The sequence below is a fragment of the Thermus sp. LT1-2-5 genome (assembly GCF_040363165.1).
In the GTDB taxonomy this organism is placed as follows: domain Bacteria; phylum Deinococcota; class Deinococci; order Deinococcales; family Thermaceae; genus Thermus.
The window spans coordinates 1-15,540 of sequence record NZ_BSRG01000020.1 but is presented as its reverse complement, the minus strand read 5'-3'; the positions used below and the strand labels follow the sequence as shown (position 1 = coordinate 15,540).

17 protein-coding genes are annotated in these 15,540 nt (G+C 67.1%); 9 read left to right on the top strand and 8 right to left on the bottom strand.

The window, feature by feature from the left end:
* Nucleotides 1–70: 70 nt before the first annotated feature.
* The 9 genes from ABXG85_RS11950 to ABXG85_RS11910 all read left to right on the top strand — a co-directional run bounded on the left by ABXG85_RS11950 (nucleotide 71) and on the right by ABXG85_RS11910 (nucleotide 9,345).
* A complete protein-coding gene (locus ABXG85_RS11950; RefSeq protein WP_353513855.1) occupies nucleotides 71–1,960 on the top strand; it encodes a COG1470 family protein in 1,890 nt (629 codons plus the stop codon).
* A 720-nt stretch (nucleotides 1,961–2,680) separates the two neighbouring features.
* On the top strand, nucleotides 2,681–3,442 hold the full coding sequence (locus ABXG85_RS11945) for a hypothetical protein (protein ID WP_353513854.1): 762 nt from the start codon (nucleotides 2,681–2,683) through the stop codon (nucleotides 3,440–3,442).
* 2 nt (nucleotides 3,443–3,444) lie between these two features.
* On the top strand, nucleotides 3,445–4,404 hold the full coding sequence (locus ABXG85_RS11940) for a hypothetical protein (RefSeq protein ID WP_353513853.1): 960 nt from the start codon (nucleotides 3,445–3,447) through the stop codon (nucleotides 4,402–4,404).
* Between the two features lie 131 nt (nucleotides 4,405–4,535).
* Nucleotides 4,536–5,009: a hypothetical protein gene (locus ABXG85_RS11935; RefSeq protein ID WP_353513852.1), complete on the top strand. Its 474-nt coding sequence runs from the start codon at nucleotides 4,536–4,538 to the stop codon at nucleotides 5,007–5,009.
* A gap of 10 nt (nucleotides 5,010–5,019) precedes the next feature.
* On the top strand, nucleotides 5,020–6,201 hold the full coding sequence (locus ABXG85_RS11930) for a DcrB/PsbP domain-containing protein (RefSeq protein WP_353513851.1): 1,182 nt from the start codon (nucleotides 5,020–5,022) through the stop codon (nucleotides 6,199–6,201).
* The gene (locus ABXG85_RS11925; RefSeq protein WP_353513850.1) at nucleotides 6,201–6,680 is read left to right on the top strand and encodes a YbjN domain-containing protein; all 480 of its coding nucleotides are present in this window, start codon (nucleotides 6,201–6,203) and stop codon (nucleotides 6,678–6,680) included. The genes ABXG85_RS11930 and ABXG85_RS11925 overlap by 1 nt, the downstream gene beginning before the upstream one ends.
* Nucleotides 6,677–7,552: a hypothetical protein gene (locus tag ABXG85_RS11920; RefSeq protein ID WP_353513849.1), complete on the top strand. Its 876-nt coding sequence runs from the start codon at nucleotides 6,677–6,679 to the stop codon at nucleotides 7,550–7,552. The genes ABXG85_RS11925 and ABXG85_RS11920 overlap by 4 nt, the downstream gene beginning before the upstream one ends.
* A gap of 7 nt (nucleotides 7,553–7,559) precedes the next feature.
* Nucleotides 7,560–8,423: a hypothetical protein gene (locus tag ABXG85_RS11915; RefSeq protein ID WP_353513848.1), complete on the top strand. Its 864-nt coding sequence runs from the start codon at nucleotides 7,560–7,562 to the stop codon at nucleotides 8,421–8,423.
* On the top strand, nucleotides 8,407–9,345 hold the full coding sequence (locus ABXG85_RS11910) for a hypothetical protein (RefSeq protein ID WP_353513847.1): 939 nt from the start codon (nucleotides 8,407–8,409) through the stop codon (nucleotides 9,343–9,345). The genes ABXG85_RS11915 and ABXG85_RS11910 overlap by 17 nt, the downstream gene beginning before the upstream one ends.
* A 2-nt stretch (nucleotides 9,346–9,347) precedes the next feature.
* On the opposite strand, the gene ABXG85_RS11905 is transcribed toward ABXG85_RS11910, so the two are convergent.
* From ABXG85_RS11905 to ABXG85_RS11870, 8 genes are all read right to left on the bottom strand, one after another.
* Nucleotides 9,348–10,115 (bottom strand): ABC transporter permease, encoded by a 768-nt coding sequence (locus ABXG85_RS11905; RefSeq protein WP_353513846.1) that lies wholly within the window; start codon nucleotides 10,113–10,115, stop codon nucleotides 9,348–9,350.
* Entirely contained in the window at nucleotides 10,112–10,918 is an 807-nt protein-coding gene (locus ABXG85_RS11900) for an ABC transporter permease (protein ID WP_353513845.1), read from the bottom strand. Before ABXG85_RS11900 ends, ABXG85_RS11905 begins: the two co-directional genes overlap by 4 nt.
* 16 nt (nucleotides 10,919–10,934) lie before the next feature.
* A complete protein-coding gene (locus ABXG85_RS11895) occupies nucleotides 10,935–12,044 on the bottom strand; it encodes an extracellular solute-binding protein (protein ID WP_353513844.1) in 1,110 nt (369 codons plus the stop codon).
* Nucleotides 12,041–12,853: a sugar phosphate isomerase/epimerase family protein gene (locus ABXG85_RS11890; protein WP_353513843.1), complete on the bottom strand. Its 813-nt coding sequence runs from the start codon at nucleotides 12,851–12,853 to the stop codon at nucleotides 12,041–12,043. The genes ABXG85_RS11895 and ABXG85_RS11890 overlap by 4 nt, the downstream gene beginning before the upstream one ends.
* Nucleotides 12,850–13,860 (bottom strand): ABC transporter ATP-binding protein, encoded by a 1,011-nt coding sequence (locus ABXG85_RS11885; protein WP_353513842.1) that lies wholly within the window; start codon nucleotides 13,858–13,860, stop codon nucleotides 12,850–12,852. Before ABXG85_RS11885 ends, ABXG85_RS11890 begins: the two co-directional genes overlap by 4 nt.
* A gap of 25 nt (nucleotides 13,861–13,885) precedes the next feature.
* Complete coding sequence (locus ABXG85_RS11880) at nucleotides 13,886–14,725, bottom strand: carbohydrate ABC transporter permease (protein ID WP_353513841.1); 840 nt, start codon at nucleotides 14,723–14,725, stop codon at nucleotides 13,886–13,888.
* Between the two features lie 5 nt (nucleotides 14,726–14,730).
* On the bottom strand, nucleotides 14,731–15,294 hold the full coding sequence (locus tag ABXG85_RS11875; RefSeq protein WP_353513840.1) for an extracellular solute-binding protein: 564 nt from the start codon (nucleotides 15,292–15,294) through the stop codon (nucleotides 14,731–14,733).
* A gap of 11 nt (nucleotides 15,295–15,305) precedes the next feature.
* A partial coding sequence (locus ABXG85_RS11870; RefSeq protein WP_353513839.1) for a zinc ribbon domain-containing protein occupies nucleotides 15,306–15,540 on the bottom strand: 235 nt, incomplete at its 5' end.

Here is a 15,540-nt window from a genome sequence, read left to right as displayed (position 1 = left end):
GAACCTGTAAGCCCCCTTGGGGAGGATGAGGGTAGGGACCCAAGGGGGTTCCCTCGTTGGAGGTGGTGCTATGCGGAAGGCGATTTGGCTCTTGGCCTCGGGCCTCGCCCTCCTCCTCGCTGCCTGTGGGGGGCAAGGAGGCGGCGGGCCAGACTTGCGGCTGGTGGGCCTGAGCCCCAACAACCCCTCCCTCTGCCCCGGCCAGGCCGTGACCCTCACCCTCACCCTGGCTTCCCAAAGCGGCTTCCAGGGGCAGGTCACCCTCCAGGTGACCGAAGGGGGCCAGCCCCCCTCCTGGCTCAGCCCCACCTCGGTGGAGCGGACGCTGAACGTGCCGGCGGGAGGGCAGGCGCAACAAACCCTAGAAGTCGCTGTGGCCCAGGACGCCCCCACCGGAACCCACGCCCTCAAGGTGCGGGTCACCTACGGAAACCGGGTTGTGGACGGGGACCTGAACCTCACCGTGGAGGCGTGTACCCTCGGCTTCGAGTTTGACCACGAGGCCAACCAAGCCGAGTTCCAAAGGAAACCCGACGTCCCCGTGGTCCGGGGCCGGCTCACCGTGCAAGGAGTGGCAGGACCGCCTCAGGTCAGGCTCCAGTACCGCTTTGTCAGCACCGACGGCACCCCCGAGGCCACCTGGCGGGAAGGGCCCCCCTTCGCCCTCACCCGTGACCCGCAAAACCCGGGCACCTACCTGGCGGAGGCGGCCCTGGAGGACTTCTGGCCCGTGGGCCTGGACCCCGACCTCCTCAGGACCCGGGCCAGGGTGCAGCTCCGGGCGGTGGCGGACGGCACCCTCCTGGCCCAGAGCAGGTACAGCTACCCCGTCCTCCGGGCCAACCCCTTGTGGGTGAAAACCCTGGGGGAGCCTTCCCGCTTCAACCTCGTGGACGGGGCGGGGGGCCTGGTCTGCGCCGGGGGGCAGTCCAGGGCGACCTCCCCCACCCAGGGCCTGGCCTGGTGCCTGGACGAGGCGGGGAACCCCCAGGCCCTCTACCGGGAGCCCGCCGCCACCGATCTCCGGGCTGTGGCGGTGGCCCCGGACGGGACCCTTTACACCCTGGGCTGGGACGGCCAGGTGCGGGCCTACCGCAACGGGAGCCCCACCGGCCTCGCCTTCGAAGCAAGGGGCATCCCCACCACCCTCGCCACCGACGGGCAAAGCCTCTACGTGGGAGGGGCGGTTCCAGTTAGCTACCGGGATAGCGGTGGATTTTCCTGTTCGGCCCTCCGCTTCTACGTGGAGCGGTTCAGCCCCCAGGGGCAGAGTCTGAAGGACTTCCAAGGTACTCCGGAGCAGGCGCGGGAGGTGGACGAAAACGGGAACTGTTACCGTTCCGGGGGCCCACTGAACTCTTCCCCCAACGTCCTCCGGGTGGAGGGCGATACCCTCTACATGTACTACGTCACCAGGGTGAGCGCACGACAGGACAGCAACCAAGATTGGGACGGGCTAGGCCAGCTCAACGCCATGCGCCTGAACGCCCTCTCCCTTTCCCCTGTGTGGGCCTGGAAGGATGGTTTCGACAACCAACGCTCTAGCTCTAAAGGTTGGTTCGTCTACTGGCCCTGCAATGGCCTCGAATGCGACGCCCTCTACTACACCCTGTACGGGTTTGACCTAGACCCCGCTCAGGGCTGGATGACGGGCTCCCATGCGCCCATCCTGGACCTTCAAACCGGCAATGTGATGGCCTCGGATCCCTCGGACAGCGGCCGTTTTCCGGTCTTTTTAGGGGGGAATAGGTTAGATCTCTACCCAAGCACTTCCGACCCAACCTACACGGTCCTTCTGTACAGCATCCTCCTCAACCCCGGCCCGTCCCCTCTCTACCACACGGTCTCTTTCGTCCTCGGGCCCGCGGGAGGCTCGGTGGAGATGCTCCGCCGCTTCGGCGATCAGGTCTACGCCGTGGGCGTCCTGGGGGGCAAGGGCTTCATCGCCCGGCTCCGGTGAGAGGGGGCAGGGCCATGCCCCCGGGACCCGCCGCCGCATCGCCCCTCGGCCAGGCTCACCTGGAAGCTCTCCTGGCCGAGGGGCGGGTCCGGGGCCAGGGACTACCCGGAGCTTTGGGAGGCCCAAGACCTTTCCCCCCAGGGAACGTTTGGGTGCGTGGTGGGGGCTCAGGAGCTTGGCCTCCCGAGGTATGTCACACAGAGGAACTTGAGCCCCCCTAGCCTAGGGACAGGGGGTTGTATTGAGTCTCAGTCAGGGCTGTTAAGCCCCGTGTAAGCCCGTGTCGGGAAGATGGAGATGGGCGTAGACCATGCGGCAGGTAGGTCACGGACTGTGGGGTTTGATTTTGGGCCTCGCCCTCCTCCTCGCCGCCTGCGGGGGGCAGGGGGACACGGGCCCGGCGGGCTCGGACGGAGAAAGTAGTGGTGGCGGCGGTGGCAGTGGAGACGGCTGGGGCGAAGGTACAGGGGGTGCCCTGAGCACGCCGGGTAGCCAGGTGCAGGTTTCTCTCCAGGGAGGTACCTCCAGCCTTTACCGTCCCTTGCTACCCGATGATTTCTGGCACGGATTCGTACCTATCTTCGTAGGAGCTAACCAATTCGGACCGTACATTTCCTCCAACGGCCGGTACGTGCTTCTGGTTACCCCGGACCAGGTTGGCTCGCCCGACAAGGTGGTCCTCCTGGACCGCGGCCCTTAACCCCAAGAGGGGTGTCGCGAATGCCCACCCTCCGCTACCACCCCTGGCAAACCAAAGCGGCCCTCCTCCGGTTCCTCCTCGGGGGTGGGGCCACCCTCTTCGCCCTCTGGGCTGCCTGGGAGGCGGGCCGAGAGGGGGAGGCTTGGGCCTGGCTCCTCCTTTTCGGCGTCCTGGCCTTCGCCCCCCTCTACCTTTACCGCACCGGACTCGCACCCCTCCTCCGCCGGGGGCTGGAGGTGGCCCTGGAGCCCGAGGGGGTGCGGCTTGGGGGCCGTTTCTACCCCAAAGCGGCCTTCCGAGGGCTTCAGGGCCCCCTAGGCAAACCCGGCCCCTTTGGTCCCCTCTACCCCTTCCATCTGGAGTTCGGGGAAACCGTCCCCTTGCCCTTGGACCTCCCCGGTTGGGACCAGCTCCTCGCCCACCTGGGCCTGGACTGGACGGAGCATCCCGGGCTCGTGAGCTACCTGAGCCGGGCCAAGGGCATGGGCTGGCTCAACGGCTTGCTCTACCCCCCGGAGGAGGTCCTGGAGGCGTGGGAACGGGCGCGGAGGCGGTACCGCCGGGACATGGGAAGGCTCTGGTTTTCCCCTCTTCTCCTTGGACTGGGCGTCATCCTGGAGGTCCTAGGCCTATCCCCGTGGGGCGGGTATCTTGCCCTTCTCGGCTTCCTCGTTTTCCTCTTCGTGTTCCTGCCCACGTGGCACAGCCTCTTTGGCCTGGGGGGGCTCCAGGGTTGGGTTAGCCGCTACAACCCCCTGGTCGCCGCTCGCGAGGAGGGATAGGCGTGGAGCGCTGCCCTATTTGCGCCACGCCTCGGGAAGAAGGCGTAGCCCATTGCCCGGGGTGCGGGTTGGAGTTCGCCACGGGGCGGCCCGGGGTGGGGCCCCTGGCCTTTGACCAACCCGAGGCGCCCCAGGCCTACAAAAGGGCAAGGGCAGGGCTTTCGGCCCACCTGGGGGTCCTCCTCCTCGGAGGGGCCTTGGCCTTCCTCTTGGGGAGCCTCCTCTTCTGGGTCCAAGGCCATCTGGCCCTTGCCCAGGAGCTCTTGGGAAGCCTCGGGCAGGATGGCCCCGCTCGGGCGGGAAGGGTCGCGGCGCGGGCGTTTTTTTCCGGGCAGCTCCTTTTTGTCCTGGCGGCGGGCCTCCTCGGCGTGGTTCAGGGCGTGGCCCTGGCCCTTGGGGCGGAGGCTTTGCGGCACCACCAACTAGGGGCCTTATTTCTAGAGGGGGCGCTCGGGGGAGCCCTGGCCATGGGCGTCTACCAGGCCCTGGCCTCTCAAGCCCTAGGCCCTGAGGCTCTGGACAGCTTCGCCGACCACTTTCGTTTCCTGGGAGGCGGGCTGGCTTGGGCCCTGGCGGCGGGGTACGTGCCCTTGGTCTGGGTTGAGGAAACCCCTTCCTGCGAGGCGTGCCAGACCCCGATGGTTCCCCTCCGCCGCCGCTTCCTCCTAGGTGAAGAAGAAAGCGTCCTTAGCCTTCTCCAGGAGGAGGCTTGGGAAAGCCTAGCTTCTCTTAAGCCCTGGCAAAGGATCCCCGGGGTGCCGGACAACTACCTGGAGCTCGCCCTTTGGTACTGCCCCCGCTGCCGCTCCCGGGGGTTCGTGGAGGTGAAGGTGCACAAGACCAGGTTCGGGAAGGAGGACACCGAGGTATCCGCCCACCGCCGCATCCACTCCGCTCCCCTCGGTTGGGAGGCCCTGGGGCGGGCCCTAGGGGGGCTAGGAGAAGGAGGCGTAGACCGTTAAGGCCGGTGTAAGGTCCCATCCTCAAACTGAGGGGTGAAAGGAGGTTGGCGATGAAGAAGCTCAAGAACTTTTGGTGGTTGGCTTTAGGACTTGCGGCGTGCAGCTTTCCTTTCAACTACACCCTTAACCTTATGGACCACGTGGGGGGGGAGTGGCTTGAAGGCACCTTCCAGGTAGGAGCGGGAGGCATCAGCCCTAATCCCAAGCTCTTGGGTCCAGCGCAGATCAACTACACCCCCGACAGCCGGGTCGCCCTCTCCGGGGCCACCCTAGAGCTCAAGGTGTGCTTCACCTCGGAAACCCCGGGGGCCACCTTCAGCGGCGACCTCCGTTACACCGCCTACCTGGGGGGCGATGCCGGCACCCTCTTCGAGGCCCAAAACCAGGTGGCCCAAGGGAGTGGGGAGGTGAGCGGGCTCAGCAGCGGCCCTGTGTGCGTGGAGAAGCAGGCGAGCCTGAGCCCCGCCCAGCTCCAGGCGGTGCGAAGCGGCACCTTCTACGTGGGGGCCAGCATCTCGGGCTCGGCCCAAAGCGGCCAACAGGCCACCCTTCGTTACCGGGCGGAGGTCTTCCGCCTCCACCTGAGCGGCACGGCCCAGCCTTAAAGGAGGACCCATGAAGCGCTTCGTTTGGCTCACCGCCCTATCCTCTTGGGCCTTGGCCCAGTTCGGCCCGCTCCCGGGCATGGGGCAACCCCAGGGCCCGGGGGGAGGCCAAGTGTACCAGAACCCCGCCTTGGGCCTGGTTTTCCCCGTTCCGCAGGGGTTTCAGTTGGCTCAGGAACTGCCGCAGCAAGGGGGGATGGTGGTCCTCTTCGTGAGCCCCATGGGGGCGGAGCTTTACGCCTTCAGCCAGGCCTTGCCCGGCCCCATGGACCTGCAGGCCTTCCACCAGTACAACCTCCAGCTCCTGGCCCAGCGGGACCAGAACCTGGCGGCGCAAGGGGGGCAGGCCACGCGGCAGCCCCTTTCCGGCCTCACCCTGGCGGGACGGCCCGCCATGGGGGTCTACAGCCAGATCCTTTTCCAAGGGCAACAGTACCTGGACCTAGCGGTTTACACCGTGGAGGGAAACCGGGCTTACGCCTTCCAGCTCACCACCCCCGCCCAGGTCTTCCCCCAGGTACAACCCCTTTTCCAGCAGGTCCTAGCCCAGGCGAGGATTGCCCAAGGAGGCCCCGCGCCCTTCCCCCCTAGCCCAAGCCCATCCCCTTTGCCCCCAGGTCCTGGGCCGATGCCGCCGGGTCCCGGTGGGGCTCCCATTCCCCCTACCCTCCCGGGCGGGGGGGAGCACCAGGCCACGCCTCCCATCGCCCCGCCCCCGCCCTCCCCAGGGGGGGGATCCCCTAGAGCTCAGCCCCCCTTCACCCCGCCCGCCAACCGGGTGGTGGAGCTCCGCTACGGGCGCGAGCGGGGGGACGGCCAGCGCTACGCCGTGGCGGTAGGGGGGCTTTACTACCGCATTGAGCCGGCCGGGAATGGCCGCTGGAAGGTGACGGAGGTGGTGCAGGACGAGGAGGGCAAGGAGGAGAGCGCCTTTCTCCTCGACCCCTTGGGCCTCCAGGACGGGGAGGACGTTCTCCTGCCCCCGGTGTGGCACACGGGCCGGACGGAGATTGGGGGAAGCAGGTTCACCCGGGCCAAGCAGGGGAACCTCACGGTGTACCGTTACCAGGACGAGGAAATCCGGGTGGAGTTTGCCTACCGCCCCGACGGTTGGCTAGCTTACCTGATCTACTGCGACCTTAGCCGGAAGCAGAACCCCTGCACCCGCTACGCCCTCCTGGAGGTGCGCTGATGCGGGGACTCTTGGGGGTCCTCCTCCTCCTCGGCCCCGCCTTGGGCCAGGCGGTGCGTTCCCACCTCACCCCAGCTGAGCTGGAGGGGCTCCTCGCCTCCCTGGGCTGGAAGTACGAGCAGGTCTTCCACTGGGGGGTGTCCGTGGAGTACCGGCTGGAGATCAAGGGGGAAAAGCTCGGCGTCTTCCTGGCCAACTGCGAGGGGAAAGAGCCCCGCTGCCTAAGCCTCATGCTTAGGGGACGGCCCGACCTGCCCGAGGGGCCATCCCTAGACCACCTGGTTAAGGTCCTCCAGTGGAACCGGGAATACCGCTTTAGCCGGGCCTACCTGGACGAGGGGTTCTACCCTGTCCTCGAGGCGGACCTCCTCTTGGAAGGGGGGGTGACGGACCGGGCCATCGTGGCCTTCCTCCTCACGTTCCTGGAAAGCTGGCAAGAGTTCACGGGTTTCATCCTTCCCCAGGGAGGGAAACGATGAAAGGGACTAAGTGGACGCTCAGCGGTCTAGCGCTCCTCCTGCTGCTAGGGGTCTTCGCCCAGCAGTTTTCCCCTCTCCCGGACTTCGGCCCATGGGAAACGGTTCGGCAACAGGCCCATGCCCAGTGCCAGGGATACCTGACCCAAGGGGGGAGCCAAGGCATCCAGGGCTACTTCGCCTGCCTACAACAGGCCGCCTTCCAGCTATGCCCGGGCGGGGTGCCCTTCCAGGGCCCCACGGACCCCATGACTTATGCCGCCTGCAACGCCGCCGCCACCGCCGGCTACCCCTACCCAGGTAAGGCCGTCCTCACGGCGCCGAGCTACCGTGTGGAGGTGGTTGGGGGAGTGCAACGGGAGCGCGACCCCCGCACCAACCAGGTGATCCGGGAAGAGCGGGTCGCCCCAAGGCTCCTTTTCACCCTGGAGCGTACTCCCCAAGGGGTCTACCGGGGCGTAAGCTACGGCCCGAACGGGCAGCCCCAGACCTCCTACTTCGTAACCCCCGCCTGCGAGCTCCTAAGCGCCAACAATCGTCCCGCTTGGGACGGGATCCTCTGCCCCATCAACCCGAGGAAGCCCTACCTGGTCACCCCCCTCCCTTCCCCCATCCAGGGGATGCCCCCGAACGCCAGGTTCTTCCAGGCCGGACGGCTACAGGACGACTTCGATGGCGATGGCGTGGTGGAGGAAGGGTACCTGGCCACCGGGGGCGTTGGAGGGCAGAGCTTCACCTCGGGATGGGCTGAGGCATGGGGGTACGACCCACAGTCGGGGCGTCTCAAGTTCTGGTACCAGATGGCGGTGCGGGAGTCGCCAAGCGCCGCCACCACGTACAACGTGGAGCGCCTGTTGCTCCTTCGGGTAAGGTGAGGGTACCGTGGGCGAAAGGCTTACCTACCATACGTGGCAAGTTCAGGCAGCCCGCCTGCGCCTCCTTGGGGGAAGCCTCGGCCTTCTCTTCCTCCTCTGGCTCGCCCTCGTTGGCGGGGGCTTTCTCAGCCTCCTGTCCCTGGCAGGGGTGGTCTTGGGAGGGTTTTACCTCCTGCGCACCGCCTGGGAACCCCTGAAGCGGGCAGGCCTCTCTCTGGAGTTGGTGCCCGAGGGCGTGCGGGTGAGGAGAGCCCTTTATCCCAAGGAAGCCTTCCAAGGGGTAGAGGGGCCTTTGGGCCCCTGGACCTGGCTCGAGACCCGGCCCACCGGGCTTCAACGCTACCGCCTCCACCTGGCCCCCCCATGGCAGGGAGGCCCTCTCTTTCGCCTTCGCTTTCGGGAAGCCCACCTGCCCTTGCCTTTAGACCTCCCCGGTTGGGATCGGCTCCTCGCCCACCTGGGCCTCTTCTGGCGGGACCACCCCGGCCTCCTCCAGTACCTCACCACCGCCACGGGGCCCGCTTGGCTCAACGGCCTCCTCCACCCACCGGAGGAAGTCTTGGCGGGGTGGGCGGAGGCCCGAAGGCGCTACCGACAGGCCTGGGCCTGGCTCTGGCTGGGCTTGGGCTTGCTGGGAGTGGGCTTCCTTGGCGCTTACCGCCTCGCCCTCGAGGGCCTATCCCGTCTGGAGGAAGAGAACGTGGCCCTGGACCCTTGGCCCCTGGTCCTGTTCCTAGGCCTGGGGTTCCTCGGGCTCCTGGTGGCGGGGGGGGTCTTCCTCATTCACTTCAATGTGGGGCGGGGGCGGCCGGGCTGGGTGGTGGCGTACAACCCTTTGCGGGAAGGAGGACCTCGTGAAGGAAAAGGTTAAAGTGCAGGTTTTGTGGCCTAGAAGGGGCCGTGACTGGCTCCTCGCCCTCTTGATTGCGGGGTTCGTCCTCGGCCTCTTGGGTCGTTTCCTGCCAGAGGAGCCGAAAGAGGTGCAGGTGGGGCAGGTGCGGCTAGGGGTGCCTCGAGGCTGGGAAGCGAAGGAAATCCCTGGGGGATGGGCCCTTCTGAGCCCCTTGGAAGGGCGCGGGGACACCTTCCGGGAAAACATCACCCTGCTCCGCGAGCCCTTGCCCCAGCCCCTCTCCACCCCCCAGTACGCCCAGGTAGTGGCGCTACGCCACGCCCAGGAGCTCCAAGGCTTCACCCCAGGGGCGCTTTTCCGGACGCGGGTGGGAAGCGGGGAGGCGGTGGCCTTTAGCGCTCGGGGGAGCTACCAAGGGCGGCCTTTGGAATTCCTGGTTTACGCCTTCACCCTGGGCCAGGAAGGGTACCAGATTACCCTCACCGCGGAGCCGGGGAAGCTAGCGGGGCTAGCGGGCCCCCTACAGGAAGCCCTCGCCCCCTTGGCCGCCCCCGCCCTTCCCCTGCCCGCTCCCCAAAACCCCCAAGCTGCCCCTCAAAGCCCTTGGCAATCCCCGGCCCCGCCCAGCAGCGGCTCTTGGGGCGAACCCGGATGGGGAGGCCAAGCCCTGCCCAGCATGCCGGACACCCCGGAGGGCTACGGTGTGGGGGGCTGGGAAACCCCCGGCCTGGAGAGCCTTCCTGACACCACTTCCTCAGGAAGCGAGTTCTGGGAAACCTGGCGCGAGGGGGAAAACTTCAACACCTGGATGGCCGAGGAGTGGAGCCAGCTCCTCTCGGGGGAAACCCCGGAGCCCACCCACCAGGACGATGCGGGCAACCTCTATTGGGAGGGCCCTTCGGGGCTCCTGCACGAGTGGGGGGACTATAGTGGGGAGTAGCCTCAGCGTCGGCGCGCCAGGCTGAGTCCCGCCAGGGCCAGGAGGGTGGTGTAAAGGAGAAACGAGGCCACGGCGCTAGCCGTCCGGAAGTCCTCCCGCAAGCTTTGGAAGAGGAGAAGGGGCAGGGTGATGGTGCCGAAGCCCGCCACCATGCTGGTTACCTCGAACTCCCCCATGGAGATGGCGAAGACCACCAGGCTCCCTGAGAGCACGGCGGGAAAGAGGTTGGGTAGGAGGACAAAGCGTAGCCGGGGCCAGAGGGAGGCTCCCGAAGCCCGGGCCGCTTCCATGAGAAGGCGCACCTCGAGGCCCGCTAGCCCCCCGTACACGGTGCGGTAGAAAAAGGGAAAGCCTAAGGCGGCGTGGCCGAACACCACGATCCAAAGGGTGCCGGACAGGGTCAGGGGCGGGCGGTTAAAGGCCAGGAGAAACCCAAGGCCCACCACCAAGGGGGGTACCAGGAGGGGGAGAACCTGCAGGAGGCGCCCCAGGCTCTCCCCCACCCGGCCCCGCCACAGGTGGACCACGTAGGCCGTGGGCACCCCTACCGCCACGTTGAGGACCACCGCCAGGAGGGCGATGCGCAGGGACAGGGAGGCGGCTTCCCAGTACCTGGGGTCGCGCAGGATCCGGGCATACCCCTCCAGGGTGAACCCCTCGGGGAGGATCCCGAGCCACAGGCGGCTGAAGGAGTAGACCACGGGGGCCAGCATGGGAAGGAGAAGGTAGAGGAGGAAAAAGCCAAAGAGGACCCAGCCGACCACCCTCATGGCCGGAACCTCCGCTCCCATAGGGCCAAGGCGTAGAGCCCAAGGCCGGTGCTGGCCATGAGGACCACCGCCAGGGCCGCCGCCTGGGGCAGGTCGAAGGCGCTCTCCGCCACCAGGCTATAGATCTGAAGGGAAAGCAGGTTCTTGGCGAAGCCCGTGAGGGCCAATGCGGTGCCGAAGGCCCCCATCATCCCGGCGAAGACAACGCTCGCCCCCGCCAGGATCCCCGGCATGAGGGCGGGCAGGAGCACCCGGGTCCAAGCCTGCAAGGGCGTGGCCCCGGAGGCCCGGGCCGCCTCCATCAGGCCTTTGCCCACGGTCTCCAGGAGGGGCATAAGGGCCAGGGCGAAGAGGGGAATGTTGTAGAAGGGGAAGACCAGGAAGAGCCCGGGCCAGGAGTAGAGGTCAAACCGGGGAAGACCCAAAGCGCCGAGCAAGTGGTTCACCACCCCGTTCCGCCCCAAAAGGACGATAAACCCAAAGGCCACCACCAGCCCGGACAAGGAAACGGGTATGGCGTAGAGGCTCATGAGGAACCCCTTGACCCTAAGGGGTAGCCTGCTGGTCCAGTAGGCCACGAAGACCCCCCCTAAGGCTGCGGCTAGGGTGGAGAGGGCGGCGAAGGCTAAGGAGTTGCGCCAAGCCTCGAGGTAGGCGGGGGCGGTGAGGGCCCGGGCGTAGCGGGCTAAGGTGAGGCCCTCGGGCGCGGCGAGGCTCCGCTCCAGGATGGCGTAAAGGGGGTAGCCGAAAAAGAGGAGGAGGAAGAGGAAGCCGGGAAGGAGGAGAAATCGCTCGCCGCGCACCGGGGCCCCCTTCAAGCTAACGGATCGTCTCCCCGTAGTACTTTTGGAGCGCCTCGGAAATAGCCTCCTCCTTCTTGTAGTCCACAAAGCGCACCTTGGCGTAGGCGCTCTTGGGCGGGAACTTGGCGGCGATCTCCTTGGGCAGCTCCACGTCGGTGCGGATGGGCGTCACAAAAGCCTGGGCAAAGAGGCTCTGACCGTACTTGGAGAAGATGAACTCCAGGAAGAGCTTAGCCGTGTTGGGGTGGGGCGCGTTGCGGGCGGCCACGATGCCCCCACCGTTGGCCAGAGTCCCGTCCTGGGGAATGACCACCTCCGTGGGGAAGGGGAAGCGTTCCTTCCAAGCCAAGAGGTTGTAGTCGTAGTTGATGAGGATGCCCACCTCCCCCCGCTCGAACTTGGCGGTGGTCACCTTGGGCTCCACGGCCCCGATCACCCCCAGGCTATGGAGCCTGGCGAAGAAGTCCACCCCCGCCTTGTAGTTGTAGGGGTCGCCCGTTAGGGCGTAGGCGGCGCTCATGATGGTGGCCACGCCGGTCCCCGTGGCCCGGGGGTCCAGGTACTGGATAAGCCCCTTGTACTCGGGGTTCGCCAACTCCCTCCAGGTCCTGGGCACCTTCTTCACCAGGCGGGTGTTCACGATCCAGCCCAGGGTCCCCTTGTATCCCGCGTACCAGGTGGAGCCGTCCTTGCCCTCCCCCCGCTGGTCAGAGGGTAAGGAGGCCCAGGCGGTAACCCGGTAGGGCAGGGTCAGCCCCTCCTCAGCCAGGGTCATGGCGAAGGCGGGTTTGAGGTCGGCCACGTCGTTCTTGGACGCCTTTTCCTCCCGCATGCGGGCCAGGACCACGGCGCTTCCCATGTCGATGTCCTGCTGGCGGATGCCGAAGAGGCGCTGGAACTCGGCGTAAATGCCGCCGTAGTTGGCCCAGTCGTTGGGCATGCCGTAGCTGTTGATCACGCCCCCCTCCGCCCGGGCCTTTTGGGCCAGGTCGCGGATGTAGGCGTTGTTCAGCTCCGGCGGAAGCTGCGCCCCGGCCTGGGCCCAGGCGGAAAAGCCCCGCAGGCCGACAGCCAGAAGGAGTATTCCCGCCAACCCAAAGGCCATCCAAACCGTGTACCGCTTCATGGTGTACCTCCTTTCGCCTCGGGGAGAACCCCCGTTGAGGCCAAGCCTCTGCGCACCTCCAGGTACTCGTCCACGCTCCGGGGAGGAAGCTCCACCAGCACCGTGCAGGGGGAAGAGGCGAAGGGCCGGAGGTCCTCCGGAAGGGGGGGCAAGTGGAGGTCGTAGCGCCCGTCGTTGCTGTGGGCGTGGACGTGGGTCAGGCGGCGGCCCAGAAGGGCGAGGAAGGCCTTCGGGTCCTGCCCCGCCATGCGGGCGTGCCCCAGGTCCAGGCAGAACTCCAAATGGGGCACCTCGAGGAAAAACGCCATCTCCTCCGGCGTGCGCGGCACCTCCTGGGGCGCCGGCAGGTTCTCTAGGGTGAGGCGAAGCCCAAGGTCCAGCGCCTGCTCGGCCAAGCGGGCCAGCCCCTCCCGGGCCCGCTCCAGGTACTCCCGCCGCAGGCGGGCCTCCTGGGCCCGCAGGGCCTCGTGGGCCTCGGAAAGGCCAGGGGGCGGGTAGTCCGTCCAAGGGATGTTCCCGGCGTGAACGTTCACCAGCACCGCTCCCATCCGGGCCGCCCGCTCCAGGTCCTCCCGCAAAAGGCGCAGGGAGGCCTGGCGAATCTCGGGGACCGCCGAGCCAGGGTAGAGGTCCAGATAGCGGGCGTGGTAGGTGAGGGAAAAACCCATGGCCCGCGCCTCCAAGGCCGCCTCCATCAGGTCTTCTCCCGCCGAGCCCGGGACCTCTAGGAATGCGTACCGACCCGCCAAAGCCCGGGCGTAGGCCAAAAACCCTTCCCGCTCCTTGGGAGGACGAAAACCGAGGGTCATCCTGCCTCCTTGACAAAGGGGGCCGCCTCGGGGAGGGCTAGGCGAAGCCTTTCCCCCAGCCGGGTCGCCTCCAGGGGGTTCACGTCCACCTTGAGGGCAAGCCCCTCCGCCTCCACCTCGAGGCGCACCAGGCTCCCCAGGTACGTGGCGAGGACCACCCGGCCCTCCAGGAAGCCCTCCGGGTGGGGGCGCAAATGCTCGGGGCGGAGGAGCAGGTAGCCCTTGCCCTCCCCCTCCACCCGTACCGGCCAGGGCCGATCCCGGTGGAAACGACCGTCCCGGGCCTCCCCCGGCACCAGGGTCCCGGCGCCCACAAAACGGGCCACGAAGGCGTTGGCGGGCCTTTCGTAGATCTCCCGGGGGGTGCCCAGTTGCTCCACCCGCCCCTCCCGCATCACGGCGATGCGATCGGAGAGGGCCAAGGCCTCCTCCTGGTCGTGGGTCACGTACAGGGCGGTGAGACCCGTTTCCCGCTGGAGCCGCTTGAGCTCCCCCCTAAGCTCCTCCCGGATTTTGGCGTCCAGGGCGGAGAGGGGTTCGTCCAAGAGGAGCACCTTGGGCTCCCGCGCCAAGGCCCGGGCCAGGGCCACCCGTTGTTGCTGCCCCCCGGAAAGCTCTCGCGGGTAGCGTCCCTCGAGGCCCACGAGGTGGACCATCTCCAACAGTTGCCCCACCCTTTCCCGCACCGCCCGCTCGGGTAGACGCCGAAGGCGCAAGGGGAAGGCCACGTTGCCGTAGACCGTCATGTTGGGGAAAAGGGCGTAGTTCTGGAATACCATGCCGATGGGGCGTTGCTCGGGCGGGAGGCGGTTGACGTTCCTTTCCGCAATGCGCACCTCCCCCTGGTCCGGCGTTTCGAAACCCGCCACCAGGCGCAAGGTGGTGGTCTTGCCGCACCCCGAAGGTCCAAGAAGGGTGAAAAACTCACCCTCCCGCACGGCGAGGTTCACCCCATCCACCGCCACCACCCGCCCGTACCGCTTGTGCACCCCGATCAGCTCCACCACCGCCCATCAATCTCCCGTTTCCCTGTCAGCTCCGGGTCAGAACACGGTAGTAGGCCACCACCCATACCAGGGAGAGGATGAGGAGCAGGTACCCCATGGCGCTGGTCCCGGAAAGGTCTAGGCCCAAAAAGGCTTCGCGGTAGATGTAGTAGCTCACCAGGTCCGTGGCCGAGCCCGGCCCCCCGCGGGTGAGGACGTAGACCAGGTCGTAGGTGCGCACCTCCACCAGGGTCTGCAAGACCAAGAGGGCCAGAAGGACGGGACGGAGGAGGGGCAAGGTCACGCGAAGGAAGGCCTGCCAAGGGGTGGCCCCGTCCACGTAGGCCGCCTCCACGGGCTCCCGCGGCAGGCTTCTCAGGCCCGCCAGGAGGACCAAGGCAACGAAGGAAACCTGTTGCCACACGTCCACCAGGGCGAGGGAGAGGAGGGCGTACCGGGGATCGCCGAAGAAGTCCACCCCCCCAACGAGGTAGGCCAGGATGCCCAGCTCGGGGTGGAGGATCATCTTCCAGATGAGCCCCACGCCCACGGGGGCGATGAGCATGGGAAGGCTCACGGCAAAGTAGTGGAACCCCCTTAGGGGAACGTTTTGGTGCAGGAGCACGGCCAGGAGAAGCCCCAGGACCAGGCTGAGGCCGACGGTGAGGGCCACGTACACCACGGTGAGCCCTAGGGCGTGGAGAAAGTAGGGGTCCTGGAGAGCCTCCCGGTACCGGGCGAGCCCCTGGGGGGAGAGTTCCGGCCGGAGGAAGGTGTACCCCGTGAAGGAGAGGGCAAGGGCGTAGAGGAGGGGGAAGCCCACCACCGCCCCCAGGACGATAAGTCCAGGGAGGGCGAGGAGGCGGGCTGTCCACCGCTCCCCCATTGCCCTCACCGCAGAAGCCCCGCCTTCCGCAGAAGGCCCTCTAGACCCTTGGCGGCGTCCTGGAGAGCCTGCTTTACCCCCTTCTGCCCCGCGGCGGCCAGGCTGATCTCCCGCCCCACCACGTCCTCCATCTCCGCGGTGTAGGCGAAGATCGGCACCTTCTTAGCCCCGGCGATGATCTTCTCCGCCTCCTTGTAGTAGGGGTACTTGCGGAGCACCTCGGGGTCTTGGAAGGCGTCCTTACGGGTGGGGGCGTGGCCCGCCAGGGCGCGGCGCTTCACGATTTCCCTGGATTCTACCCAACTGATAAACTTCCAAGCCGCCTCCTTGTTCCGGCTGTTCTTAGGGATGGCCCAGCCCCAACCCCCGTTCACCCCCGCTCCGCCCGGCACCGGGGCCAGGGCCACCTTCCCCGCTACCTTGGGACATTGCTTGGCGTCATCCAGCTGGGGGAGCATCCACCAGTAGGTGATCATGCTGAAGGCTCCCCCCTGGCACATCACCCGGAAGGTGTCGTCCAGGTTGGCGTTCAGCGCTCCTTTCTGCGCCCCCTGGCGGATGTTTCGCACGTAGAGCGTGACTACTCCCCGTTCTGAAGAACGGGGCTTCTCGGTTCAGGTTGCGGCAGAAAAACCGCATCCATCCCCGAAGGCCCAGCCCAGGCCTTAGCCAGGATGTTCCGCGCGGCAGCCACATCCCGGTGCAGGGGAGTCCCACAAGCGGGGCAGGTGTACTCCCTGACCCACAAGGGTCGCTTCTCCCTGTGGCCGCACGCCGGACAATCCTGGCTCGTGTGTTTGGGGTCTACCCCGATG